Here is a 25,823-nt window from a genome sequence, read left to right as displayed (position 1 = left end):
GTGAGAAAACGTGCAACGAGGCATGTAAGACTGAGAATTTTGCTCAGTTTGTATTCTTTTTGGGATATCACTACCTATTTTGTCAAAAAAGTTGCTACAGTGTACCTGTGACGCCCGCCACAAGTAAGAATTCTTCAGAGAAAATGCCGACGACAGTTGAACAACATGTTGCGCGGCTTCTTGGTGGTGCGTCAAAGTACACGCTTCGTGAAGTAGCTGAACTTGTTGAAGTAGATACCGAAACCGTGCGCCGGTTCTGGAGGTCAATGGGTTTCCCGACTATTACCACTCCTGATCAAAGACTCTTCACCGAATATGACGTGGACGTCATTCGCGCTCACGTTGATATGCAAAATTCTGACCTAGCGGATGCCGATACGCTTAACTCACTTATTAGGGCACAGTCTCACTTGGCTGACCGAATGGTTCTGTGGCAGCACGAGGCGCTAGTTGAGGAATTTGAAGGGCGTTTCGGGATTGATGAAGTCTCTGCTCGGTATATGGTGCTTGATCGGGTTGATGAGTATGAAGAATTCTTGGTTTATCAGATGAAGTATGCATGGAGGCGCCATCTTTCTGCCTTACTTCGACGTTCAGAAACTGAATTAGAAGACCGCCGTAAGACCGGCAATAAAGACGAAATGCAACTAATGCGTGCCTTTGGTTTTGTGGATTTGGTTTCGTTTACGCATCGGTCAGGTGAGCTATCTCCACATGCTTTGGTTGATTTTATCCAAACCTTTGAATTTACTTGCCGTGACGTTATTTCCATGCGTGGAGCGCGTGTAGTGAAGATGGTGGGAGACGCAGTTCTCTATATTGCCGATGACCTTCACACTGGTGCTGCGGTTGTAGACGATATTGTGCGTTCGCTTCAAGATACTCCTACTATGCCGGACGTGCGTGCATCCTTGGTTTGGGGTGGCGTGGTTTCTCGATTTGGTGACGTTTTTGGTCCGAAGGTTAATCTCGCTTCGCGTCTATGTAGCGTCGCACCCGTGAATGGAATTCTTGTAGATTATGAAACCGGAGAATTCCTGCATCAATTAGACTCAGAGAAGTATGAAGTTGCCCCGTACGCTATTCCAGAGCTTCAAGGAATTGGATCTATTGATGCAGCTCAGTTAGTGATTCATTGACGAAGCGTAAACCTAATCTAAAAGACTTTTTGCTCACCCCTCAATTTTGTCTATTTCTTGCTTTCTTGAACGAATCTTTACTAAAGTGGATAGTGCTAGAGAAGGCTAGAAAAGTGCGATTCAAGAATAAAGAAAGTTGGAAACTGCCGTGACGAAGGTGTTACTTGTTGAAGACGATTCCGCGATTTCGGGTCCGCTTGTTCGCGCGCTCGGTCGTGAAGGATATGACGTTACCGCTGTTGCTACTGGCGAAGCGGCATTAAACGAGATGATTAATCCAATTGACTTGGTCGTGCTTGATCTTGGTCTTCCGGACATGGATGGGCTTGATGTTGCCCGTAAGGCGCGTCAAGAGGGGCGTGATTTCCCGATCCTTATCCTCACTGCTCGTTCTGAAGAAGTTGATATGGTTGTGAGCCTTGACGCTGGGGCTGATGACTACGTTACCAAGCCGTTCCGGTTGGCTGAGCTGCTGGCACGCGTTCGTGCCCTCCTACGCCGATCAGTGCAGGATGGACGTAGCTCCGACGAATTGATAGCCCAGGATATCAGGGTGGACGTCGATGCCCATAGGGCGTACTCGGGAAGTCGTGAACTTCAGCTTACCGCTAAGGAATTTGAGCTACTCACAGTGCTGATCAGTCATGCGGGCTCCGTTGTTTCACGTGAAGAGCTTATGCGTCTGGTATGGGGATCCGCTGCGGATGCCTCTACAAAGAAGCTTGATATGCATATTTCGTGGTTGCGCAGGAAGCTTGGCGACGACGTCAATGCGCCTCACTACGTCTCTACTGTTCGCGGAATGGGTTTCCGTTTCGAGATCTAGATTCGAGGTCTAAATGAGGCGCCGTGCGATTCAGATGACCTCGGCTGCAGTCGCTGTAGCGGTGTTGTTCCTTGGTATTCCTGCGATTATTTTCGGTGTGTCAAGTATCTGGCAGGCCTCGGAAGAAGCTGTTGCGGCGCGAGCAGAAACGGTGCGCTCGGTTATCGAACGACGTGAAAATGAAGGCGTTGTTATCTCACAGAGCCTTATAGAATCTTTTGCGCAGATGTCCGATCCTGACGATGCCTTCATTCAGTATCGAAAATCGGACGGAACTCGCCTAGAGTCGCGAAATGCGATCGCTCCAATGTCAGACGTGATTCGGAAGATGGAGGAAACACGTCAAGGTTCGATTGTTACTGTTGCAGTGGAAAAAGGACCAATCTATCTTCGAAGCGCACTATTGATTGTTGGTGCTGTGGGGCTTATCACGGCTGCTTTTATTATTGGCGTCTTAATGGCAATGCGCCAATCTCGAAAGCTCTCCGCGCCATTGATCTACATGGCGGCATCAGCAGAACAGATTGGAGCAGGGCAAGTTCGTCCGCAAATCAAACCCAGCGGTATCGAGGAAATTGATCTTGTTTATCAAGAGCTTGAACGCACCGCCGATCGAATCGCTGGGCGCATTGCTGCTGAACGCCAGTTCGCCGCAAATGCAGCTCACCAGCTGCGCACTCCACTGACGGCGCTCTCTATGCGCATTGAAGAAATTCAGTACTTGACCGAGGATCCAGAAGTCAAGGAAGAAACGGAAAAAGCGCTCGAACAGATTGAACGTTTGGGCGGCGTCGTCAATGAACTGATGGCGAACGCAAGTTCCGATCGTGGTAGAAACTTTGAGGCAATTGCGCTCCACGACGTATTTACCCAGCAAGGTGACGAATGGGAGCGTCCGTTCAAGAAGGCAAAGCGCACGCTTGCATTCGATGTTGGCGACGATGCCGTTGTACTCGCTACCCGCGGTTCGGTTTCGCAGATCCTCGCTACCTTGATCGAGAACTCGCTTAAGTATGGCGCAGGAACCACGACGGTTACTGCCACAAAGAATGGTAGGGTAGTACTGATCAAGGTGCGCGACGACGGGGAAGGTATTAGCGATGACCTCGTGCCGCACATCTTCTTAAAGGGTGTTTCTGCAGGTGGTTCAACTGGCATTGGTTTGGCAGTTGCTAAGGATCTTGCAAAGATCAACGACGGACGTCTCGAACTCACGTCGCAGCGTCCTGCGGAATTTACCTTGACGTTGCGAACTGTGCCTCAATCGCTTGATCCTGATCGTCTGTTGCCACAAGGCGCGATCCACGCGGTAGGTGCGCGTCGTCGTCGTCGTTGAGGAAACACGGTATAGATAACGTCAGTTGGTAGGGTATTTTAGCTAGCAGGATGTGGCGTTAGTTCCTCTTGGGTAATCGTGCCAGACTGGACGCGTTGCCAAAACTCAGGGAGCTTCGCATCGTCAAGACGTACGGCTGAACCAACGTGCCCAGGATGGTAATTTAGGCTCTTGATTGGGGGAACACCGATCAAGCCACCTTCGCCCATGACTTTCTTCAGGTCTAATCCGGCCATACCGATATCCCAGAGGTTGTCCTTCTGATCTACAGTCAGTGAATCAGCAGCGGCCCCAACCAGAGCTTTCTGTTTAGAAGGGCTCCATATTACATCTTGGGATATTGCCTTTGCTAGGAGCGCTTGAACGACTTGACGTTGGCGTGCGGTACGGCCGATGTCGCCCAAGGGGTCGGCTTTACGCATTCGTGAGAACGCCAGAGCAACTGTACCATCTGCCTGGTGGCAGCCAGCGGTCCATTGGAGTCCGGACCACCGGTCGTCAACGTTGCTGTCATAACACAGCTCAATTCCTCCGACGGCATCAGTAAGATTTTTGATTCCGTCCATACCGACTTCGATGTAATGGTCAACCTTCATGCCGGAGAGCTCTTCAACCGTGGCAACTAAAAGCTTAGGGCCGCCAAGGGAATATGCAGCATTGAGTTTGTTCTTGTCGTGACCTGGGATTGCTACATAGGCATCACGAGGAAGTGAGATAAGCGAAGGGCTCCCTTGCTCAGGAACATGGAAGAGCATTACGGTATCAGAACGTTGGCCTTCGGTGTCGTCTTGAATCGATCCGCCACGTTTATCAGAACCAACAAGAAGATAGGTAGCGCCAGAGGTATCTGCTTTATCACTAAGGGCATCGAGGTGCTGTAGCTTATCGTTTCCGTAGGTGTATAGATGGTAGCCCCATCCTGCAATTGCGATTACAACAATCAGTAAAGCTGTGACGATTCCTGCGAAGATTTTCTTCGCGGTTATCTTCTTTGAGCGTGGAGATTGTGTGGAATTCTGATCACCACCGGTAGGAATAAGTGGCGTATTGCTTCCGTTGTGGTCTTCGTCCGGCGAATGCGGGGAGCTCTGCTGTGTCTTTGGTGGGTAAACCCGAGGTGCGGGTGTTGACTCCGAGCGGAGGGACTCGGCTGTACGCGCAGGCTGGTAAGACGGAGGTAATTCCTGTGAGTTCCAATTGTCCCTGTGATTAGAAATGTTGCTGTTACTAGCGTGGGAGGTTTGACCCAAGCCCGAACTCTGAAACGCTGATCTGCGAATTGGAGCAGGTGGCCCCTGACGTACAGGTGGTTTAGACGGTACTTCCGACTCAGAGCGAGTACACCCTGACGGCTGCATCCCCGTGCCAACCCGTCGCGCCCCATGGGCAGACGGTCGGCGTCCTTTGGCTTTTGGTTGAAAGGACGGCGGTTGTTTCGATGAATCGTCGGTCATACGGAGTAATCCTAATTACCTGTACTAGGTTATTTCTTCTCTGTTTGGGTTGATTGAGTGGGCTGCTGAGCGTGGCTTGGATCCGTTGCCGGTTGCTGGGTGGTTCCAGCTGCCGGTGCGGTGCTATCCGGTGTAATAACCAGTTCCTTCTGCTGATGAGTTGGAGCACTGGCATTTGGTGGTACCGGAACGTCTTTACGTAAAGAGTCCCAAAGTACTTGTGCCTGAGTCGTTGGTTTAACTCTATTACCAGCAAGTGTATACGGCATCGTAATGAATTTGACGTTTGTTCGGTCTATGTCCTTTAAAGAGTAGAGGAATCCACTGAGCCACTTGAGGTTCCCTAAACCATTAGAAGTCTGGATATTCTTCGTTACGTCAGTGAGAAGTTGATAGAACTTAGGAAGATCGGTGAAGAGGTTCATCCCAAGAATCTTGGTAACAATCTTTCCAACCAGTTCCTGTTGACGATCGATTCGGGAGACGTCGGAGCCATCGCCTAGTCCGTGACGTGCGCGAGCTAGGGCCAGAGCGTCAAGTCCCATGAGGTTGTGACATCCTGCAGGGAGATTAAGTCCAGAGTAGGAATCTTCAACCTTCGTTTGGAAACACATTTCTACTCCACCCAAGGTATTAACAACGTCTTGGAATGAAGCAAAATCAAGCACAACATAGCCGTCGATTAGAACGTCGGACATAGCTTCGACGGTTTTAATGGTGCAGGCAGCGGCGGAGTTTACATCGCCATTTGCTCCACCGATTTGGAATGCGGAATTGAACATTCCTTCCGATTGAGGTCGGGTAGTTTTACCAGTATCCAAGGTACAGGAAGGAATAGGGACGAGGGTATCGCGAGGGATTGAGACTACTTCCACTCGTTTACGGTCTGCTGAAACGTGAACAAGCATCGTGGTATCTGAACGCATTCCTTCTACCTTGCCAGATTTTCCACTTCCGTCGATATCTGACTTGCCACTTCGAACGTCTGAACCCAGGAGTAAAATATTAAGAGGTTTACCAGCTTTTTGATCTAGTGGCGTAGCTTCTTCTGGGCGCTCGGAGGCATCAAGTAACGAATTGACATCATGCTGTTGGACGTTTCCTTGAAGACGGTAAACCAGCATGCCAAATGCAGAGGTCCCCGAAAGCACAAGTGATAGAAAAACCAAGCCACATACCCGTAAAACATTACGAGCATTACCGCGGCGTTTCTGGTGAGCTGGCGCGCGGTGCATAGAGGTTTGCTCCTGAGATGTATTGTTCACGAATTAGATATTACTTCGTTATCTAGATCAAGTGCGTCAGCCTACGGTATGAAACGCGTTTCATTGGAGGCACATGGGGTGAGCGGTTTGGTTTTCCTTATATACTTGTTCCTAATGGCGGAACAAGGTTAATATCCTTGTTCGTGTGGGAACGCAGCTCAAGTTAGATATACCAGAGCCGAGTAAATCCACGAAGCGAATCAAAGGACATATTGTGAAATTACGAGTGGTGACGATCGTTTTTAATCCAGGAGATGAATTAAAGAGCTTCTGTGAGAGTTTGTTTCGCTCGTTTACAGATCCCAGACTGGGTGACCTTGATGGTGAGCTTGTGATCGTAAATAACGGTGATGCTTCTGCTGTTCTTGCTGAGGTAGCTAGTAACTTTCCTTGCAAAGTTATCGAACCGCACGAAAATTTGGGCTATGGTCGTGCAGCAAATTTAGGGGCAAAGGATTTCGGTGGCGAATGGATTATGGTTGCCAATCCAGACGTCGTTTTCACTGAGTCAAGTATTGCTAACCTGCTTGAAATTACAGAGGAGCACCCAAGAGCAGGTGTTTTCGGGCCCAAAATCCTTACACCGGAAGGCGACCTTTATCCCTCAGCACGTCATTTCCCTCGGTTAATTTCCGGAACTGGACATGCACTTCTTGGACCATTTTGGAAAAACAATCCGTTCTCACGGAAATATCAAGCGAATGAAGACACCACAACTCCACATAATGTGGACTGGTTATCGGGCGCATGCCTGTTGATTCGATCAAGCGCCTTCTATGATGTTTCTGGGTTTGATGATCGATTCTTCATGTTCTTTGAAGACACAATGCTTGGAGAAGCGATGCTCCAGAATGGATGGACATCGGTTTTTGTTCCGGATTCAATCGTGATTCACGATCAAGGAAAATCTTGGCGGGACCGTCCAGCACCTATGATCCGCGCCCATCACGATTCCGCGAGAGAATATCTGTCATGGGTCTATTCAAAACCTTACCAGCAGCCGTTAAGGATTTTGCTCTGCCTGGGGTTGAAGGTTCGTGAAGCAATTATGACCAGGGGAAAGAAACACTAAACAGGGTGAATAACCGAGGCCCGAAAACCGTAATCCTTTGTTAATAGCCTTGAAACGTGTGAACTATTGCCTGAGGGGTGGTTTGAGACTAAAAATCTCAAACCACCCCTCACAGAGTTTGCTAAGCGCTAGTAGAACTCAGATCATTGACCGTTTTCGCGGTATTTCGCTTCAACGGCTTCCTTCTGGCTACGCCACCAATCTTCATTCTCGCGGTACCAGGAAATGGTGTCATGGAGACCATCGCTGAAGTTGGTGTAGTGAGGCTGCCAGCCAAGTTCTTCAACAAGCTTGGTGTTATCGATAGCGTAACGTTGATCGTGGCCAGGACGATCGTTTACGTGCTCGAAATCGTTTGGATCGTATCCGAACTCTTCAAGGATGAGCTGGATAACTTCAAGGTTCGTCTTTTCGCCATTGGCACCAATGAGGTAGGTTTCGCCGATCCGGCCCTTGTTGATGATGTCCCACACTGCGGTGTTGTGGTCAAGAACGTGAATCCAGTCGCGGATTTGTTCACCGGTACCGTAAACGCGTGGCTTTACACCGTCGATAAGATTCGTGACCGTACGTGGAATGAACTTCTCGATGTGCTGGTATGGACCGTAGTTATTGGAACAGTTTGAAATGGTAGCTGGGATGCCGAAGGAGCGCGTCCACGCACGAACCAAGTGGTCGGACGACGCCTTGGACGATGAGTATGGGGATGATGGTACGTATGCGTCACCTGGTTGGAACTTACGATCCTCGCCGATTTCAAGATCGCCGTAGACTTCGTCGGTTGAAATATGGTGAAGGCGGGTGCCGTGGCGGCGCACAGCTTCGAGGATCTGGTAGGTTCCGATGATGTTCGTTGAGATGAAAGGCCATGGGTCACGAAGCGAGTTATCGTTGTGAGATTCGGCGGCAAAATGGACGACGACGTCCGCATCCTTTACGAGCGGATCGATCGTATCCGCGTCAGCAATGTCTCCTTGGACAAGTTCAACACGATCAAGTCCAGAAATTGATTCAGCGTTGCCAGCATAGGTGAGCTTGTCTAATACAACTACTTCGGCATCAGGCATTGTCTCTACCGTGGTATGAACAAAGTTTGCGCCGATGAAGCCCGCGCCTCCGGTGACAAGTACTTTCATTCTTTTCTCCTGTGATCGGTTTAGGGATTTAGTGTCCAACGAAACGCCGTACACCTCTTATCTTTCACAATAATGCCAATTATACTGGGCGACGATACATATACGGTAATGAAATTAAAGAACGCCGAGAAATATGGGCATATTTCCTGTATTTCAATTTGTAACGGAGGAAAGCTACTGGCCATACCTAGTACCGAAGGTGTTTGGTCGTAGTGCATCACAATATGTTTACTATCAAACGAAAAAACCTTGTGGCGTCTTTAATCGTCACTAGCATCGCGACCGGAGCCTGGGTAGCGCCCGCCGTGGGGGACGACGCTATCGTTGCGGCAGATCCCTCACCTCAGGCGCAGGGGAGTATTCCAGAAAATCCAAAAGAAAAACTTCCTAAGAATGTAGCCAACGATATCCCTAATGATGCAACCATGGTTGCTCCTGACCTTGCCGTCGTCGACGGTGGTCAAGTTAAGAACGTGGAAACCGGGCAGACCGTTACGGATCCCGCCATTGTTGGAACAAAAACAACGCCACCTGATCCGCTTGATAGAACAAATGGTAAAAGGTTTATTCCAGTCGACGTTGCTGATGTTCGTGCTGCCATGGGGCAAGGTGGGGCTACCCCTAAAAATACATCTGGTACGTCTGGAACATCCAGCGTAAGTAATGCGCTAGGAATCAACACTCCTACTTTCGAAAGCGTTCCTGCGGTTGTATCGAAAACCGGTGGAGTAATCCAACCCACTGCGCTGCAAGGAAATGGAACGGGTGTCTACTGGGGCTGGTACAACAATACTCCAGCTTTCTTTGATGGATATGGAACGCTCTTTGCTCAACAAGCTAAAGGTGTGATTGACGTTTCAAAACACCAAGGAATCATTGACTGGAACCAGGTTAAGGCTTCTGGTGTAGATGGTGCGATCATTCGTATTGGTTTTGGAGCCGGAAACCCACCAGATTCCCAAGCGTTACGAAATATTTCAGAAGCTAAGAGGCTTGGCATCCCGTTCGGCGTCTATCTCTATTCTTATGCCGACACTCCATCCATGGCATCGGAGGAGGGGTGGAGCACCGTTAGCCTACTGCGCCAACTTGGAGTTCAGCCAGGAGACTTGGCATATCCAGTTTATTACGACCTTGAAAACTGGCAATGGACTGGGCATACGCCACCAACCGACCCTGCTGTATATGAACAGATCGTTAATAACTGGTGGTGGCAGCTTCAAAACGCTGGGTACAACAATCTGTCCGTCTACTCCTACCGTTATTACTTGAATACTGCATTAAATGCCGTAAGTATCCATCAACGTACTCACTGGGTTGCGGTTTATGGAAAGTCTCCAGGTTTTGCTTACCCAGCTAACTTCCGTGGTTGGCAGTATTACAGCCAAGGTCAAATTCCCGGAATTGTTGGAAACGTTGATATCAATGCCTTCGGAAATAAGGAGTTTAACGAACCACTTCAGGCAACCTGGATTATGCGTCCAGAGCACATTGATGTGGGTGTTATTCTTCCTAATTATGCAAGCTCAGATGTCCAGTACCTGATACAAACCTACAATGTGAATACCAAGACATGGAAAACCTTGTCGCCATGGGGAACATCGAACTGGGCTTCATGGCTAGATAACAAAGGAGTCTATTGGCTACATGCTAAGGCACGTGATAAAAACACAGGAAAAATTCTGGGTGAGCGAACGATTCCTTTCAACTACACTCCAGGAACAACGGCAATTAATGGCACCTATGCGGGCTTCGTCAAAGACGGTGTGCTCTTGGGGATTAGCTCAAATAACCCTAATGCGCGTTTTTCGGTCAAAATTTTTGATTATGGACGTCAGCAGTGGGTGGCACAGTTTTCTGGGCAGTGGTCAATCTGGAAACCGACTCCTGGCGTGTACTGGACTCACTACGAGGTTTACACATCCGATGGTAGGTTGGCTGAGACGCGGACATACGCCTTTGGGGTGTAAACAAAAGTAGCAAGTTACTTTAAAAAGACCATACAAGTTATAGTAGAAGAATGAAATACGAAGTCGCACTTGTTACTGGAGGTGCTGGGTTTATTGGCGCAGCGTTATCTTCATATTTAGTTGCTAATTGTAAGCAAGTAGTTGCAATCGATAACCTGCATCCACAAGTGCATCCGACAGGAGAACCTGCATTCGGATTTGATCCTGCTGTCGACCTTATCGTCGGCGATATTACTGATCCTGCTGTATGGGATGAAGTGTTAAATGAGGTTCACCCAGATTTGGTTGTCCATTTAGCTGCAGAAACTGGTACCGGACAATCCTTAACCGAATCGACACGCCATACGATGGTAAATGTTGTCGGTACCTCGGTGATGCTGGACTCACTTCAAAGGCATCGTGCTGTACCCAAGAAATTCGTTCTTTGCTCCTCGCGTGCAGTATACGGTGAAGGAGCGTGGTGTTACACCAAGGGAGAGTATAAGGGGCAAAAGTTTTATCCGGGAATTCGTTCTCGGCAGATGTTTGAAGCGAGCAATTGGGACTTCGTAAATGCCGAGCCACTTCCTATGAATTCACAAATTGTGGAAAGACATCCTGAATCGGTTTACGGAGTTACAAAATGTGCTCAAGAAGACCTGTTACATCTTTGGTGTGATGCATTTGGCTCTACGGTAGCAATACTAAGGCTTCAAAATGTCTATGGACCAGGTCAAACACCGAGCAATCCATACACCGGAATTATGTCGCTCTTTACAAACAAAGCGCGATCAGGTGAAGCAATTCCGTTATATGAAGACGGTAAAGTTCTCCGTGATTTTGTTTATATTGACGACGTTGTAAACGCTTGTATTGCGGCGATTGAATCTTCTGACGCTCTGCCGTGTCCGGTAGATATAGGTTCGGGCACTTCAACCTCAATTTTAGAAGCTGCAAAAATTATTTCCAAGATATACGGATCGCCAGCACCGTATATTACTGGGGAATGGCGCCATGGCGACGTTCGTCATGCGTGGGCAGATCCGTTGTTGGCAAAGGAACTATTGGGTTTTGAATCTCAGGTTTCTGTCAAGGATGGTTTCGCCTGTCTAGCTCGATGGATCGATTCTGATGCGGATTAAAGTCCTCAACACAAAAACGGTCTTTGTTTGTGATGTTGAGGGTCGTGTAACTGAAATAGTTTATCGACCATGTAAAGTTAAGGCATGAGTAAAAGAATTCTTGTTACCGGTGCAGGCGGATATATCGGTCGCCATGTTGTTACAGATCTTCTGAACCGTGGGGTAGAGGTTTCGGTTGTTGATTTCAAAACCGACGGTATCGATGAGCGTGCCAATGTTATCGACGAAAACATTTTCTCAGGTGCAGAGGATATCTACGACCGTCTCGGACGTCCGGATGCTGTGATCCACATGGCTTGGCGTGACGGTTTCGTACATAACTCCCACGCACACATCGATGACCTTCCATCACATATGCACTTCATTGAAAACCTCTACAAGGGTGGCCTGAAGCAGCTCGTTGTAATGGGAACAATGCATGAGGTGGGCTACTGGGAAGGCGCAATCAAGGCGGACAGCCCAACTAATCCAGAATCGCTTTACGGAATTGGGAAAAACGCACTTCGCGATCTCACCGCTCTTTTTGCTAAGCAAAACGACGCTATTATGCAGTGGGTTCGCGCCTACTATATTGTGGGCGACGATGCTCGCGGTAACTCGATTTTCTCCAAGCTGTATAGGGCAGCTGAGGAAGGAAAGAAGACTTTCCCTTTCACCACTGGAAAGAATCTTTACGATTTCATTTCTGTTGACGAATTGGCACACCAGATCGCCGCTGTTTCTCTTCAAACCGAGGTAGATGGAATCATCAATGCAGCCACTGGCAAACCGATATCGCTCGCCGACCGTGTCGAACAATATATCGTTGACAATAAGCTTGATATTTCTTTGGAATACGGAGCGTTCCCAGATCGTCCATATGATTCTCCCGGTGTTTGGGGAGACGTTGAGAAAATCACCAAGATTTTGGAAATTGCCGGATAGTTTAGCTGTTAAGTAACGAAGACTGATTTTCTAAAATAGATTTATATGAATGAGGAGTGCCGAGTGGCTGCTATTACGACTGATGCGAAGAGACTTGGAATTTTCTTTTTCTACGATTCACAGGGAATTGTTGACGACTACGTTGATGTTTTGCTCACCGATATGAAGAAGAATCTCACTGAGCTCGCCATTGTTGTCAACGGCTACTTGGCACCAAAGAGTTACGCCAAGCTTCGGAAGTTTAGTGACCGGGTCATAGTACGTGACAATATCGGCTTCGACGTGTGGGCTTATAAAACCATGCTTCAAAAATATGGTTGGGCAAAGCTCTCTGAATTCGATGAAGTCATCCTCTTCAACGCTACAATCATGGGGCCCGTCTATTCCTTCGAAGAAATGTTTACATCAATGGATAGCCGGGATCTCGATTTTTGGGGAATCACGACGTATCACTACTACCCAGGTGATCCGTTCGGGACCATGCCAGAAGGCTACATTCCAACCCATTTGCAGTCTCATTTCCACGCCTATCGTAAGTCGCTGGTAACGAGTGAAGCTTTCCAGGACTACTGGGATAATATGCCAATGATCGACTCCTACACGGATTCAGTGGGCAAGCATGAAGCACCATTTACCCAGCGCTTTGAGCGCTTGGGATTCAAGTGGGAATCCTACGTTGATACCACGGACCTTGAAGGCTTTACTAATCAGCCGATTGTTTTCGCAGCGAAGAAATTGATTGAGGAAAAGCGATGCCCAATTTTCAAGCGCCGCTCTTTCTTTCATGATTACGACGACGTTCTGAACCAATCGGTTGGAAACGCCACGATGGATTTGTATGAGTATCTGCGTGACCACACCGATTTTGATACGAATCTGATTTGGAACAACTTGTTGCGGACGATCAACATGGCTGATCTTGTACGTAACGCCAAGCTAAATTACGTATTCTCAGATACGTCGACGACGTACGACGTTGCGTCGTCGTCAAACAAGGTAGCGCTCATTTTGCACGTGTACTACCTTGAACTTCTTGAACAAACATTGGCTTATGCTCGATCAATGCCAGAAGGATCGGACATTATCGTTACCGTCGCGGGTGAAGAAAAGGCTGAAGCCGTAAAGAAGGCATGCGAAGGAATATCGTACAAAGTTGACGTTCGACTTATCGAAAATGTTGGACGTGACGTTAGCGCTCTGCTTGTTGGTGTTAAAGATATTATCGATAACTACGACATTGTTTGCTTCGCCCATGACAAGAAGGTGACTCAGCTAACTCCATATTCGAAGGGTGATGGTTTCGCACTAAAGTGCTTCGAAAATATCTTAGCTTCGCGAGAATATGTAGCAAATGTAATTGAGAAGTTCGAGCAGGAACCACGATTGGGTTTGCTGGCACCAACTGCGCCCAACCACGCAGAATACTTCCTTCCGTATTCCAACGGCTGGGGTCCAAACTTCGCCATTACTCAAAAGCTTCTCAAAGAGTTACATGTTGATGTCCCGCTCGATAGTAGCAAAGAGCCAATCGCGCCGTTAGGAACAATGTTCTGGTTCCGCCCCGAGGCTCTCAAGCCTCTCTTTGACCTAAATTGGCAGTGGGAAGATTTCCCACCGGAGCCGAACGATATTGACGGAACTCTGCTCCACGCCATTGAACGAGCATATGGTTACGTTGCCCAGGGTGCTGGATATTTCTGTGCTTGGGGTTTCTCAACAACCTTTGCACGCATTGAATTGGTAAATCTTTCGCACCAACTTCAACAATTTACTTATGGAACGGCTGTTCGGTTTGGTGGTGGAACAGCATTCGAAATGTTGCGGGCATTGCGCACAGGTAGTCCAATGAAGGCTAAGATTCGCAAGGTGCTTAGTGTAGCTGTACCACAGCCTCTGCATGCACCAGCATGGCGCGTTTATCGGAAAGCTCGAGGAATTATTCGATGACTGCTCCCACAAGTACAACGCAGAATTCTCTTGTTAAGCGCCCTCGAAAGCGGCTTTTCTATCTAGATTTTATTCGAGCGCTTTCAGTGCTTCTAATTGTGCTTACACACTTTAATAATCCATATCTCGCAAATGATGGATATTTGTTAACGAATTTACCGTTCGGAATTTATGTGGGCGGGTTGGGCGTTTCTGTGTTCTTGATTATTTCAAGCGCAGGATTGACCATATCCTATAAACGCCCAATTGATCTGAAGCGATACTTTAAAAAACGTTTTCTAAATATCTATCCGATGTTTTGGATTGCATGGATTGTCGCGTTTGTTTCCTTGCGATACATCTATGGAAGCCAGACATTCGGTCAGGGGCCAATCGAGTCTTTTCCATTAACTATCCTTGGGTTTGATGGGTTAGCGGCACTTTTTGGATTTCATACCATGTTCATTGTTGGGGAGTGGTTCCTTGGCTTTATAGTTATCTACTATATGATCTTCCCTATTTTACTGTGGGCAATTGACCGCCGACCGGTGGCATCTGGGGTATGCATCGTGGCCATTAATGCTGTTTCGCTTTATGCTCTAACGCATTTCCAGCATACGTACGAACCATCGGCAATGATCCCTGTGAGGCTCGTTGAACTTTCGTTTGGTATCTATTTTGTAAAATATGTCAAACATGTTGCTTGGTACTGGTCGATCCCAACAGTATTTATCTTGTTGGTGGGCGCTGCGTTCCCTAACCTTCAAGAAAACGTTATGACCTCGATTATCGGTCCAGCTTTCTTCGTGCTTCTTGTGATCATCGGACAGAAAGTTGAATCGAAGCTCATTAAAATTCCAGTTAATTGGATTTCTAAGTATTCATACGCTATTTTCCTTACTCATCACATCATCATTTTGTGCGTCTTTATGACGGTAAACGTGATGGCATTATCTTTGCTTCAACGCTGGGGAATTTTTATTGCACTAAATCTTGTCATTTTTGTAGTGTCGTTTGCGCTGTTCCAGGTTAATGATTTGGTAGTGAGTGGTTGCTCAGCACTTATTAAAAAGATCTCAGGTCAAGGCAACTCGGTATCGAAGAATTCCGTAGAGGTTTCTGCCAGCGCAGCAGTGCCGGAAACGGAACTGAATAAGTCTAGTTCCACAGCTAATATTGGTGCTGATGAGCGTCCCGACTTCAGTGATAAAGAGGACAGGTTTACTTGGTTGCAAACCCAACCTCTCAAACCCGTGGTTCCCACGGTTGGCTTCTTTAAAGGGGCAATCGCTTCTTATCGAGAGATCTGGAATCATCGCGGATTGCTCTCCCTCTTTGCAAAACGTGAATTAAAATCGCGTTACAAGGATTCCACGCTTGGTTATCTTTGGACTCTTGTTCGTCCATTGATTAACCTTCTAATTTACTATTTTGCGATTGGAAAGGTCTTGGGTGCTCAACGAGCGATTCCGGACTTTGCAATTTATGTTTTCGCGGGCTTGACCGCTTGGGGCTTATTCGCCTCGATTGTTTCGGGGTCCACATCCTCAATTCTTGCCAACGCTGGGATAGTTAAAAAGGTTTATTTGCCACGTGAGCTTTTCCCGCTTACGTCTACTGCCTCCGCATTAGTTGATTTTGTATCTCAGCTTGGAATTTTGATTCTGGCTTCTGTTCTAATCCGCGATATCAATTTGCAGAACTTTGTAATCTACGTGCCAATCTCTCTCGTGGTAGTTGTGGTTTGGGGACTTGCAATGGGACTAATTTTGGCGGCGTTGAACGTTTACATGAGGGACATCCAATACTTGGTGGAAGTCGCAATTATGATCGGTTTCTGGCTAACTCCGAGTGTGTACTCGTTTGCCATGATCATGGATTGGGCACCTCCATTTGTGACGAATCTTTATCTGTTGAATCCGACGACGATCGCCGTCATGGGATTCCAACGGGGAACCTGGGTAGCGGGCGAGGGAGCTTTGTGGCCTTCTGAGCTATTCGATCGATTGGCGATTATGTTAATTGTTGGTCTTGTTGTTCTCTACGTTGCACAGAGAATATTTGCCCTTTTGCAGAAGAACTTTGCGCAGGAGATGTGATGTCTGAACGTCCAGATGTGATCGAAATTGATCAGGTTGCTAAGAAATTCGTAATTCATAAGGATAAATCGCTCAAGGAAAGAGTTGTCAATGCGAAGCGCTCTAAAACTTATAAGGAAGAGTACTGGGCACTTGATGACGTAAGTTTTACTATTAAGGCGGGTCAATCAATCGGCCTTGTGGGGCCGAACGGATCAGGAAAGTCTACGTTGCTGAAGATTATTGGAGGTATTCTTTCTCCAGATCGAGGAGATGTAAAAGTACGTGGGCGGATTGCGGCTTTGCTCGAGCTGGGCGCTGGCTTCCATCCTGATTTAACTGGACGCGATAATGTTTACCTTAATGGTGCAATTTTGGGACTTTCACGCGCGGAAATTGAACGTAACTTTCAAGCTATCGTCGATTTCTCTGGGATTGGTGACTTTATCGATACCCAAGTGAAGTTTTATTCATCCGGGATGTATGTACGCTTGGCTTTCGCAGTTGCGGTGCATTCCGATCCAGATATTCTTCTAGTTGACGAAGTCTTAGCTGTGGGTGATGAACCGTTCCAAAAGAAATGTATGGAAAAGATTCGTGAATTCCAAAAACAGGGACGTACGATCATCCTGGTTTCACATTCTGCAGCTCAGATCGTTGATGTCTGTGATTCAGCCGTCGTACTGCAGTCGGGTAAGCTCGTTTACGCCGGAAGTGCCAAGGATTCGATGAAATATCTTCATCAGATGTATCAGAAGGCAGCTGCGATTTCTCGGAATCAGAACATCGATGAGGAAAGCTTGAAAATCTCTGACCTTTCCTTCGCTAGGGCTCCTCAGACCTTCGATGACGCGCAAGAGATTCGTCCAGGGGATGACGTACTTGTGAACGTATCGCTTCATTCTAAAGTTGAAGTTTCGCCAAAGTACGACGTCGTTCTCTCAATTGAGTCGACGTCTGGTCAACACGTAGTTTCTGTTGATTCACGAAAAATGGAAACTGAACTTCCTGAATTCAGCAACGAAAAAACCATTGAGTTTATGCTTCCGAATCTTAATCTCGGTTTAGGCGATTACCGATTTGAAGCTATTTTGATTGACTCGAACGGTTATCAAATCGATTCGTTGAGAACGGAGGATCTGCTTAAGGTACGGGGTGATTCTATTACTAGTGGGATATTGACCATCGATCCGGTTGTTACCTTCTGATGGAGTACTTTCCGGTTTTCCCTGTGATCCCATCGATGATCGCCCGACCAATATATGAGGCTCGCTGGAATCTCTGTGGCGCAAGGAGAATATTAAATCCTACATATTTTGCTAGCCAAACGAGATAACCGACAATCCAACGTCGGGTTAATAATCCTGACTTGCATAGCAATATAGTGTTTCGAGTTAGGTAATAATTGCGGATAGGTGCGTGTACGTGGACTGGCTGAGCTCGGAAAGGAATACGTTCGGTTTGATCTCCAAGTGAATGATCGAGGACGGTATCCGTTGTGACAACGATTTTCTTTCCATGCGCACGCACTCGTAAACACCATTCTAGATCAACATGGTCGATGAAGTAATCATCGTTCATCAAGCCCACTTCGCGTAAGCAATCTGAGCTAATCAAGCATCCAGAAGCGAGTAGAAAAGCTGGATTGACATAGTGTTGGCGGAGCTCATTAGTACTGGCACGGCGTGGACCCCAAGTGCGTGAAATATAGACCAATTCGTCGTCGCCACCGTTGTTATCACGAATAAACGGTCCGACTGCTTCTGCGCCAGTTTCTTCCATCGCTTCCAAAAGTGCTGAAACCATGTCTTGGGGAGGAAGTGAATCTTGATCAGAAAGAAGAACGTGGGTAGCGTTAGCCTCCAAAGCAATTTCGATGCCAACGTTTTGAGCGTAAGCGATCCCCATATTCGAACCTAATGCGCAGAGTTTAGCTTCGCATGAATCGGTGGCCTTCACCAGAGCAGCTAATTCACGTTCAGTCGAACCATTGTCCACCACGATGCATTTTTGAACTTGTCTGGTGAGCACTTCAATTAAACGATGTGTTCGTTCATCTGGATGAAAAGTGACGATAACAGCCCAAATAGAGGCATCTCGTACTACGTTTGTATTAACCATGAGTCATTTCTCCGATGGTTCAATGAATATTTTTCGCGAAACAAAGTTGTAAACCATCACAAGGACCGTTGCTAATAACTTACCCACTGCCGGTGCGATACTGAGCCAATCAACGAAGATAAACAGGAATAATTGATTCAGCCCCATACCGATGAGGGTTAAAATTATATAAAGAGAAAACTCGGAGAACTTTGATCGATTCTCATCTGAGACGAATACATACTTCATACCCAACCAGTAATTAACGACGATTCCTGCGGAATAAGAAAGCGTACTGGCTAGAAGATAGTTGAGATCAAAGACGTACGTAAGTGCTAAGAACCCACCGTAATCTACTAGTGTCGAAATAACACCGACGATTCCAAACCGTAAAATTTGGCGGATGATATGGCGTTTGCTTTGGTTATCTTCCACAGTTTCCCTCAATTATTTCAAGAGTAGCTCGCGAGTGAAAAGAAGCAGGGAGGGGAGAATATAAGTGTATATCGCGAGGTTGTACAGGTAGACTGCACTGTCGGGAATCAGCTTAACCACAGTTTGATAAGCGGTGGCACTCTGCTCTGGGCTGTCAGTGGCTGAAAGCTCCTGAGGATGGTCTGAAACAGCGGGTATTTCTTTCGGAGCTAGAAATAGCTCGTGTCCCGTTTTCTTCCACAGTATGACGAAGACCGCGAAAAGGAGTGCTAGCGCGAAAGCGTAAAACACATTTGGATCAGCTATATTCCGACTTTCAGCTAGAGAATAAAATGACGGCTTACCTGAGTAACGCACCCCGAATACTTTCGCAAATAATCCACCGTTGACCATATCTTGGTCCATGTAATACTTAAACACAAGAACTGATGTGATTATCAGGAATACGAAGAAGCCAGATACGAGTACCATCAGTTCTTTTACCTTTGGGTGTCCAGCGATTAAAATAGCACCAAATGGTACGACTAAAATCCACCAGTAGGTGTTAGCAAAGAATAGAGCAAAGGGTGCTGCTAAGCTAATGAATGTAATATATAAGGATTGGTGTTTGAAGTCTGCTTCTGATTTTGCCGTGATCATGTATGCATAGATCGCGATGCCAGCGAGCGCGATAAGCGATAGAGAAACATATCCAAATGAATAAGCGATACCGTTGTCGGTGAGTTTATCGGTTAAGTGTGATCTTAGTGCTTTGGCGACTCCGTAGCCTTTCATTTTGTGGGCTACTAGTTCTGATACTGCGGTAAGAGATACACCTATTGCTAAATGCTTAATGATGTGAACGACGCGCTTTTCAGCAAATAGAATGAGTGGGATGAACGCGAATAAAGCAAACATCTTGCATGTGATTGCGATAGCCATAATCAAGGAGAACTTGGTCAGATCGTGATTGATATAGAAGCCAAGGGCGATGATGAAGAAAACTAAGGTAACGACGTCGTATTGCCAAAAAACAGCGTCAGCAAAAATAGTTAACGGCGAAGCCATGTAGAGGTATGCCGCCCACTTTGCAGTTCCGTCTCGATAACCGAGGTGTTTACTGAGTTTGTATACCAAATAGGCAGTAAAGCAAATAAGCAAAATCAGCACCAGCTGGGTGTAGCGAAGCGCAATAGTGATATCGAGTGAATTTGTGTAATCAAACCCACCAAATATCTGTAAAATTCCGGCTAATGGAAGCAACAAGAGCGATAGCAGCCCGTAGAAAAAGAAACTGTACATCGCGGGCATAATAGTTGTATCAATGCTTATTTGATAAAAGGAGCTAAAGTCGCCCGTGAAGATGCAATGAAGCAACAACATCGAGTGTTGGACAGTCGCAATCAGATCAGAAGGATCCCGCAAGAAGAAAAAGAACCCAACGAACATTGAAACTAATGGTAGTGACCACTGGAAAAGCGTTGGTTCTTTTACATGGGTTGGGGTCATCATCTCTCCTAGGAATATTGAGCTGCGTCTGGCTAACTATTGGACGTTATCGTTTAAGATTTGTTTGATTAAGTCTAAACCGAGTACCAATATCTTGGTTTGTCCTGAAAAAGCCCGAGGGAAAGGTAGTCAATTCGATTGCATCGACCTCTAAAAATACGGTTGATTGGAGTCGTAAGTCGCGGGCTTGAACGGATGTCTGGTTTGAAACCACTTGCAGATAAGGTAATTTTCGTTTGAAAATAGCCTTTGCAACACCGATCAGTTCGGCAATTGAGAGGGAATAGCCTGAGCCAATAATTTTAATACTCTTTTTTCCAGGGGCATTATGGTGTGCGGCCTCAATGAAACGAAAGATAAGCGTAGCTGCATCATCGGTATAAATGTAGTCACGCAAGGTATCAAGGGATACGAAAATTTTGTTGAATGTGCCTTTATGGTAAGAAAGGCACAGCTGTGACACGAGACCTTGTGGTTTCGAAATGTCTTGTCCTGGACCGTATAAATTTGCAATACGACCAATTGCTACGGTTGCGCCATCATTTGTTAGTGAAGACACTGCATTTTCACATGCGAGCTTTGCAAAGCCGTAGGGAGCGAGCGGAGCAGGAGGTGTTTGTTCAGTGAAGGGGGGATTGCTTGATCCTGCATACAGACCACCGGCTGAAGATGCATAAAAAAAAGTCAGATCTTTAAGCTGCGCTGAGAAATTGTGGTGGAGGAGCTCAATGAAGTCGTGAAAAAGTTCTGTTTCTTTATTAAGATCTGCTGCGGTCGTTCCGGTGGTTCCAGCACCCGCGCACCAGATTAAGGTCCAAGCCTTATTGAGGCTTTCAGGAATACCTGTATTCGGAGTATGACTGGCTGAATTGCGTTGGTCTGCGAAAGCGTTGGACAGAATAGTATTGAGTTTTTCGAGAACCTGACTTGAGTTATTCCAAGGGAGATTTCGAGCGATCACTAACTTTTTATTTTGATTGCGCGCAGACTTAACGAGAGCTCTTCCAAGAAGCCCTCCTGCGCCAACCACCAAGATGAAAGACTCGTTGTCCATTAGCGCCTATCTATATTGGATGGAGAATCAGCAGGTTCAGAGGAATTGGAGCTATGGGGATTCTGGTTTCGGATACCGAGGGGGCCATTGTCTGGATCAGAAGTGACTAAATACAATGGGCGTCCCATTGCCATGTTTACCGCTACGCCGACGTATTCCGCAATAACGCCAAGCGATAACATGATAAGACCAGATGTAGAGAGAATTACGATAATTGTTGAAGACCATCCAATTTGGACACTGGGGTTAACGAATTTGTTGATGAAGACCACGATTGCCAAGAGTATGCCAACAAACGCTGTAAATGCGCCAAGGATGCTTACAATTCGGAGGAAGCCAGTGCCACTGGACATGACCATGCGCCAAAAATGAGCAATTAGCTTGCGGTAAGAGTATCCAGATTGGCGCTCGCTACCTTCGTCACGCAAATGAACACCGGCGGTCGTTACTTTGGAAACCCATCCAAGCGCAACATCAAGGTAAACGCCACTGCCTGCATAGGCGGAAGCTGAGCGAGCAACTTCGCCCAAGATGAGACGGAAGCTATTATAACTTGTCGAGTTTTTCGATCCCATCATTACGTTAACGATTTTCTTCGCACTGCGAGAAGTGAGGTTGCGCATTAATCCATGCGGAGGGTCATTCAGAGGGCGGGCATATACGAGAGTGGCTTGCTCAGCAAGAGCACTGTCGAGCAGTGTGCCAATATCGCGAGGATCTTGCTGACCATCTTCGTCAATGGTAACTACCCAGTCGCTTCCCGAAGCTGAAATTCCTGCAAGTGTAGCCGGATGCTGTCCATAATTACGACTTAGCCACACTAATTTGAGCCAAGAGCGAGACTCAGCCAGCTTTCGCAGAACTTGGGGGGATTGATCGTGTCCATGGTCATATACGCAGATAACTTCACAAATTTGCCACGTATTCCCGTTGGCTGATGTATTAACCCCAGTTAGAGCTTCTAATTCAGATACTAGATGCGGAAGTGTCTGAGCACCCTGATATACAGGAATGACAACCGAAATACTATGTGCATGATGAGTCATTCAGAACTCCAATTCTTTTTGTGACGTGGAAGATTTTATCAGCTAGCTGACGTATTTGAGTTAATTAGCTATGAAATGTGAACAAATCTAATGCTGTCATCACGCGTGCTTTTTGAACTAATGAAATTATATTCTATATTAGAATTTGGTTATAGTTTCACCCATATAAAGGTAGCAACGTTGCTACCTTCGAAATATTTATTATTGACACTATAGGAAAAATTTAAATGACAAGAATTGAGCAAAAGGCACTACAGCTCCTTACAAATCACTTAGGGATTTTTGTGGTTTTAGCATTGTTTGCCGGAGCAATCCTAATGCGAATGTTGGGATTGAAAAACCCGTCAGGGGACACCACTGGATTTATCGTTCCATGGTTTGAAGAGATTCGGAACGGTGGTGGTTTTTCTTATCTAGGCCATCAGGTAGGAGACTATAATCTCCCATATCAAACAATTATCTCCGCTTTGACATATTTTAGTTCTTGGGCGCAACCATTGACACTAATTAAAGTCCCTGCATTAATTTTTGACTTTGTTCTAGCTTATGCAACCTATAGTCTTGTTAAAACTTGCGAGCCTGGCTTACCTAGAATTAGCTACTGGGGTTTAGTATTAGTGATTCTATGGATCCCAACTGTTTGGCTAAATTCTGCGTTTTGGGGTCAATCTGACTCTATTTACACTAGTTTTATTGTTTTTTCGCTAACTTTCTTGTTGCGAGACCGCCCGCGTTTGGGATTCTTTTTCCTAGGATTAGCTTTTGCGTTCAAATTACAGACAGTTTTTATTCTGCCCTTATTCGTCATAATTTATGTCACAACAAAACGTATTAGTATTCTTCATAGTTTTTGGGCGTTGGTTGGTTTCTATCTGCCCTGTATCCCAGCGATTATTGCTGGGCGTTCAATATTTACACCATTTAGGTTGTACTTTGAGCAAACTGATACATGGAAATCAATGTATCTCAATTTTCCGAGTTTTTGGGCACTCGTGACGAAATATGGCGATATCCCATATACCGCGCTTAAATCTGTTGCTATTTTAATAACTGTTGCCATTCTCTTGCTTGGACTTTATATGGTTTTCGTCAGGGAAATCGATATGACCCTTGGTGAGAACGTGCTGAATGTTGGAGCATGGGGAGCTTGGACGAGTGTTTTGTTTCTACCAGCTATGCACGATCGTTATGCCTATGTATTGCTAACATGGTTTTTAGTGGGATCTTTCGTTAATAAGAAAATAGTTCCTTATGCTGTAGTTGTTGCCAGCTTAGATGTATTCGTATACGGTTTGGCTTTGTTTGGTGGAGGGAAAATTCCGCTAATTGTATTGGGTGTTGTTAACCTTGGCGCCTATTTCCACTACTCGCAATTTTTATTCGCAAAAAAGCTTCGACGTCGAAGACCATCCAAGCATATTGCGGAAGATCGAATGATTAGAGTTCAAGAACGTATTTGAAGTTCAACGATTCCTTCCGAGGATGATTATTGTCCATATTTGAGTGTGCCTATGCACAACTATCGATATTGATTTAAAGGACCACTGTGAGCACTGCTGAAGAATCCGCAGCACGCCGAGCCGTTACTCTTTTCCCATTCTTGGTTCTTTTAGCGGGCACATTAGCGTACTTCGAACCGTATGTGTTCTCACCTTTCGTTCCCTATACCGCTCCTCTCTTGGGCTTCATAATGTTTGGGATGGGTCTTACGCTTACGGTGCCGGATATAAAATATTTGGCTTCGCATCCGAAAGCGATTGTGATCGGTATTGTGGCGCAGTTCCTCATTATGCCGCTGGTTGCGCTCGCTGTGGTTAAGGTGCTTCAACTTCCACCAGGTTTGGCAATTGGTGTTATCTTGGTGGGTTGTGCACCAGGTGGTACGGCCTCAAACGTGGTCGCCTATCTTGCGAAGGCCGACGTCGCTCTCTCGGTAGCAATGACGACGGCATCCACCCTCGTTGCGCCTATCCTTACACCGCTTTTGGTTCACCTGATTGCCGGTACAGTTTTGGACCTTGACGGCGTTGCACTCGCGGAGTCGATCGCAAAGATGGTGGTCATTCCAGTGGTATTTGGTTTAGGCGTCCGCATTGTATTCCCGCGGCTCGTTAACTTTGTACTACCCGTGTTGCCTTGGATCTCAACGGCGGGTATTTGTATTGTGATCGGTGCGGTGGTTTCACAATCCACAAGCGCTCTTTCCCAAAGTGGTTTAATCATTTTCCTTGCAGTGGCTCTACATAATGCTGGGGGATTGTTGGTTGGATACGTCATTGCTCCGATTCTTGGTCTCCACACGCGTCAAGCTCGTACCATCTGCATCGAAGTAGGTATGCAAAATTCTGGCTTGTCTGCCACTCTTGCCCAAACACATTTCCCAATGTTTCCAGAGGCTGCACTCCCGAGTGCAATCTTCTCGGTCTGGCACAACATTAGTGGGTCTTTCATAGCGGCATTCTTCCGCCGTCGCTCATAGGTCGAGCTGCAGGCACAAGCTGTGGGGGAGCTGGAAAATTATTTCCAGCTCCCCCACAGCTAATTACTGCTCAAGTTCTTATTTGCCTTGGCTTAGCACCCGCATAAGGTATTCGCCGTAGCCTGATTTACGAAGTGGCTCTGCGCGCTGAAGTAGTTCTTCATCGTTTAAGAAGCCCATGCGCCAAGCGACTTCCTCTGGGCAACCGATCTTTAGACCTTGACGAGCTTCGACCGTACGAACGAAAGAAGTAGCATCAGCCAAAGAATCGAATGTGCCGGTATCAAGCCAAGCGGTTCCACGAGGTAGAACCTCAACGGCGAGCTTGCCGGCCTCCAAGTAGACGCGGTTAACATCGGTAATTTCATATTCGCCACGTGGTGAAGGGTCGAGGTTCTTAGCAATTTCCACAACATCGTTATCGTAGAAGTAAAGTCCTGGAACCGCGTAGTTCGACTTCGGCTTGAGAGGCTTTTCTTCGATTGACAGTGCACGGAAATTTTCGTCAAATTCAACGACGCCGTATCGTTCAGGATCGGACACATGGTAGGCAAATACTGCACCGCCGTCGGGATCGACGTGACGACGCAACTTGGTACCCATACCGTGACCATAGAAGATGTTGTCTCCAAGAACGAGTGCAGCTGATTCGTTTCCAACGTGTTCTGCACCAAGAACGAATGCCTGCGCCAGTCCATTTGGAACTTCCTGAACTGCAAAGCTGAGGTTTACGCCGAGCTGGGAGCCGTCACCGAGCAAGCGTTGGAACTGCTCAGCATCGTGAGGCGTGGTGATGATAAGAATATCTTGAATTCCCGCCAGCATAAGGGTGGTCATTGGGTAATAAATCATTGGCTTGTCGTAAACCGGAACAAGTTGTTTTGACGTACCCAAAGTGATCGGATGTAGACGTGTGCCGGATCCACCGGCCAAAATAATTCCTCGCATACCCTTATTTCTACCTGACTACGCAA

General features: G+C 46.7%; 20 protein-coding genes and 1 pseudogene. 12 read left to right on the top strand and 9 right to left on the bottom strand.

Annotation, left to right across the window (positions count from 1 at the left end; genetic code table 11):
* Window positions 1–107: 107 nt before the first annotated feature.
* From EIH22_RS02100 to EIH22_RS02090, 3 genes are all read left to right on the top strand, one after another.
* Entirely contained in the window at window positions 108–1,139 is a 1,032-nt protein-coding gene (locus EIH22_RS02100) for an adenylate/guanylate cyclase domain-containing protein (RefSeq protein WP_200829142.1), read from the top strand.
* Between the two features lie 148 nt (window positions 1,140–1,287).
* Window positions 1,288–1,965 carry a response regulator transcription factor gene (locus EIH22_RS02095; protein WP_124054162.1) on the top strand — a complete coding sequence of 226 codons (678 nt, stop codon included), beginning with the start codon at window positions 1,288–1,290 and terminating at the stop codon, window positions 1,963–1,965.
* Between the two features lie 13 nt (window positions 1,966–1,978).
* Entirely contained in the window at window positions 1,979–3,301 is a 1,323-nt protein-coding gene (locus EIH22_RS02090; protein ID WP_124054161.1) for a sensor histidine kinase, read from the top strand.
* 38 nt (window positions 3,302–3,339) lie between these two features.
* Here the strand turns inward: EIH22_RS02090 and EIH22_RS02085 are convergent, their stop codons facing one another.
* Both EIH22_RS02085 and EIH22_RS02080 read right to left on the bottom strand, forming a co-directional pair.
* Entirely contained in the window at window positions 3,340–4,755 is a 1,416-nt protein-coding gene (locus EIH22_RS02085; protein ID WP_235001733.1) for an LCP family protein, read from the bottom strand.
* Window positions 4,756–4,784: 29 nt separating this feature from the next.
* Complete coding sequence (locus EIH22_RS02080) at window positions 4,785–6,020, bottom strand: LCP family protein (protein WP_124054160.1); 1,236 nt, start codon at window positions 6,018–6,020, stop codon at window positions 4,785–4,787.
* A 214-nt stretch (window positions 6,021–6,234) separates the two neighbouring features.
* On the opposite strand from EIH22_RS02080, the gene EIH22_RS02075 reads away from it, so the two are divergent.
* Window positions 6,235–7,092, top strand: a complete 858-nt coding sequence (locus EIH22_RS02075; protein WP_124054159.1) for a glycosyltransferase family 2 protein — start codon at window positions 6,235–6,237, stop codon at window positions 7,090–7,092.
* A 143-nt stretch (window positions 7,093–7,235) separates the two neighbouring features.
* Here EIH22_RS02075 and rfbB read toward each other — a convergent pair whose 3' ends face one another.
* Window positions 7,236–8,228: a dTDP-glucose 4,6-dehydratase gene (gene rfbB, locus EIH22_RS02070; RefSeq protein WP_124054158.1), complete on the bottom strand. Its 993-nt coding sequence runs from the start codon at window positions 8,226–8,228 to the stop codon at window positions 7,236–7,238.
* 224 nt (window positions 8,229–8,452) lie between these two features.
* On the opposite strand from rfbB, the gene EIH22_RS02065 reads away from it, so the two are divergent.
* From EIH22_RS02065 to EIH22_RS09125, 6 genes and pseudogenes are all read left to right on the top strand, one after another.
* Window positions 8,453–10,198, top strand: a complete 1,746-nt coding sequence (locus EIH22_RS02065; protein WP_200829141.1) for a glycoside hydrolase family 25 protein — start codon at window positions 8,453–8,455, stop codon at window positions 10,196–10,198.
* Between the two features lie 50 nt (window positions 10,199–10,248).
* Window positions 10,249–11,319, top strand: coding sequence for an NAD-dependent epimerase/dehydratase family protein (locus EIH22_RS02060; RefSeq protein WP_124054157.1), 1,071 nt, complete (start codon window positions 10,249–10,251; stop codon window positions 11,317–11,319).
* 84 nt (window positions 11,320–11,403) lie between these two features.
* A complete protein-coding gene (locus tag EIH22_RS02055; protein WP_124054156.1) occupies window positions 11,404–12,243 on the top strand; it encodes an NAD-dependent epimerase/dehydratase family protein in 840 nt (279 codons plus the stop codon).
* A gap of 63 nt (window positions 12,244–12,306) precedes the next feature.
* Entirely contained in the window at window positions 12,307–14,190 is a 1,884-nt protein-coding gene (locus EIH22_RS02050; protein WP_235001732.1) for a rhamnan synthesis F family protein, read from the top strand.
* Window positions 14,151–16,268 carry an acyltransferase family protein gene (locus EIH22_RS08985; protein WP_327537477.1) on the top strand — a complete coding sequence of 706 codons (2,118 nt, stop codon included), beginning with the start codon at window positions 14,151–14,153 and terminating at the stop codon, window positions 16,266–16,268. Before EIH22_RS02050 ends, EIH22_RS08985 begins: the two co-directional genes overlap by 40 nt.
* A pseudogene (locus EIH22_RS09125) lies at window positions 16,268–17,003 on the top strand (ABC transporter ATP-binding protein); the annotation flags it as partial. The gene EIH22_RS08985 and the pseudogene EIH22_RS09125, both read left to right, overlap by 1 nt.
* A gap of 441 nt (window positions 17,004–17,444) precedes the next feature.
* Here EIH22_RS09125 and EIH22_RS02035 read toward each other — a convergent pair.
* The 5 genes from EIH22_RS02035 to EIH22_RS02015 form a co-directional block, all read right to left on the bottom strand.
* The gene (locus EIH22_RS02035; protein WP_124054153.1) at window positions 17,445–18,368 is read right to left on the bottom strand and encodes a glycosyltransferase family 2 protein; all 924 of its coding nucleotides are present in this window, start codon (window positions 18,366–18,368) and stop codon (window positions 17,445–17,447) included.
* A 3-nt stretch (window positions 18,369–18,371) separates the two neighbouring features.
* The gene (locus EIH22_RS02030; RefSeq protein WP_160149003.1) at window positions 18,372–18,782 is read right to left on the bottom strand and encodes a GtrA family protein; all 411 of its coding nucleotides are present in this window, start codon (window positions 18,780–18,782) and stop codon (window positions 18,372–18,374) included.
* Between the two features lie 12 nt (window positions 18,783–18,794).
* A complete protein-coding gene (locus EIH22_RS02025) occupies window positions 18,795–20,063 on the bottom strand; it encodes a hypothetical protein (RefSeq protein WP_124054151.1) in 1,269 nt (422 codons plus the stop codon).
* 253 nt (window positions 20,064–20,316) lie between these two features.
* Window positions 20,317–21,324 (bottom strand): NAD-dependent epimerase/dehydratase family protein, encoded by a 1,008-nt coding sequence (locus EIH22_RS02020; RefSeq protein WP_124054150.1) that lies wholly within the window; start codon window positions 21,322–21,324, stop codon window positions 20,317–20,319.
* Window positions 21,324–22,370: a glycosyltransferase gene (locus EIH22_RS02015; RefSeq protein ID WP_200829140.1), complete on the bottom strand. Its 1,047-nt coding sequence runs from the start codon at window positions 22,368–22,370 to the stop codon at window positions 21,324–21,326. Before EIH22_RS02015 ends, EIH22_RS02020 begins: the two co-directional genes overlap by 1 nt.
* A 227-nt stretch (window positions 22,371–22,597) precedes the next feature.
* Here EIH22_RS02015 and EIH22_RS02010 point away from each other — a divergent pair, with 227 nt between their 5' ends.
* Window positions 22,598–23,830, top strand: a complete 1,233-nt coding sequence (locus tag EIH22_RS02010; protein WP_124054149.1) for a DUF2029 domain-containing protein — start codon at window positions 22,598–22,600, stop codon at window positions 23,828–23,830.
* Window positions 23,831–23,916: 86 nt separating this feature from the next.
* On the top strand, window positions 23,917–24,849 hold the full coding sequence (locus tag EIH22_RS02005) for a bile acid:sodium symporter family protein (protein WP_124054148.1): 933 nt from the start codon (window positions 23,917–23,919) through the stop codon (window positions 24,847–24,849).
* A 78-nt stretch (window positions 24,850–24,927) separates the two neighbouring features.
* Here EIH22_RS02005 and rfbA read toward each other — a convergent pair whose 3' ends face one another.
* Window positions 24,928–25,797, bottom strand: a complete 870-nt coding sequence (gene rfbA / locus EIH22_RS02000; protein ID WP_124054147.1) for a glucose-1-phosphate thymidylyltransferase RfbA — start codon at window positions 25,795–25,797, stop codon at window positions 24,928–24,930.
* Between the last annotated feature and the right edge of the window lie 26 nt (window positions 25,798–25,823).

The organism is Arcanobacterium ihumii (assembly GCF_900604515.1).
In the GTDB taxonomy this organism is placed as follows: Bacteria; Actinomycetota; Actinomycetes; order Actinomycetales; family Actinomycetaceae; genus Arcanobacterium_A; species Arcanobacterium_A ihumii.
The sequence above is the reverse complement of the archived record's forward strand: the minus strand, read 5'-3'. Positions and strand labels throughout refer to the sequence as shown.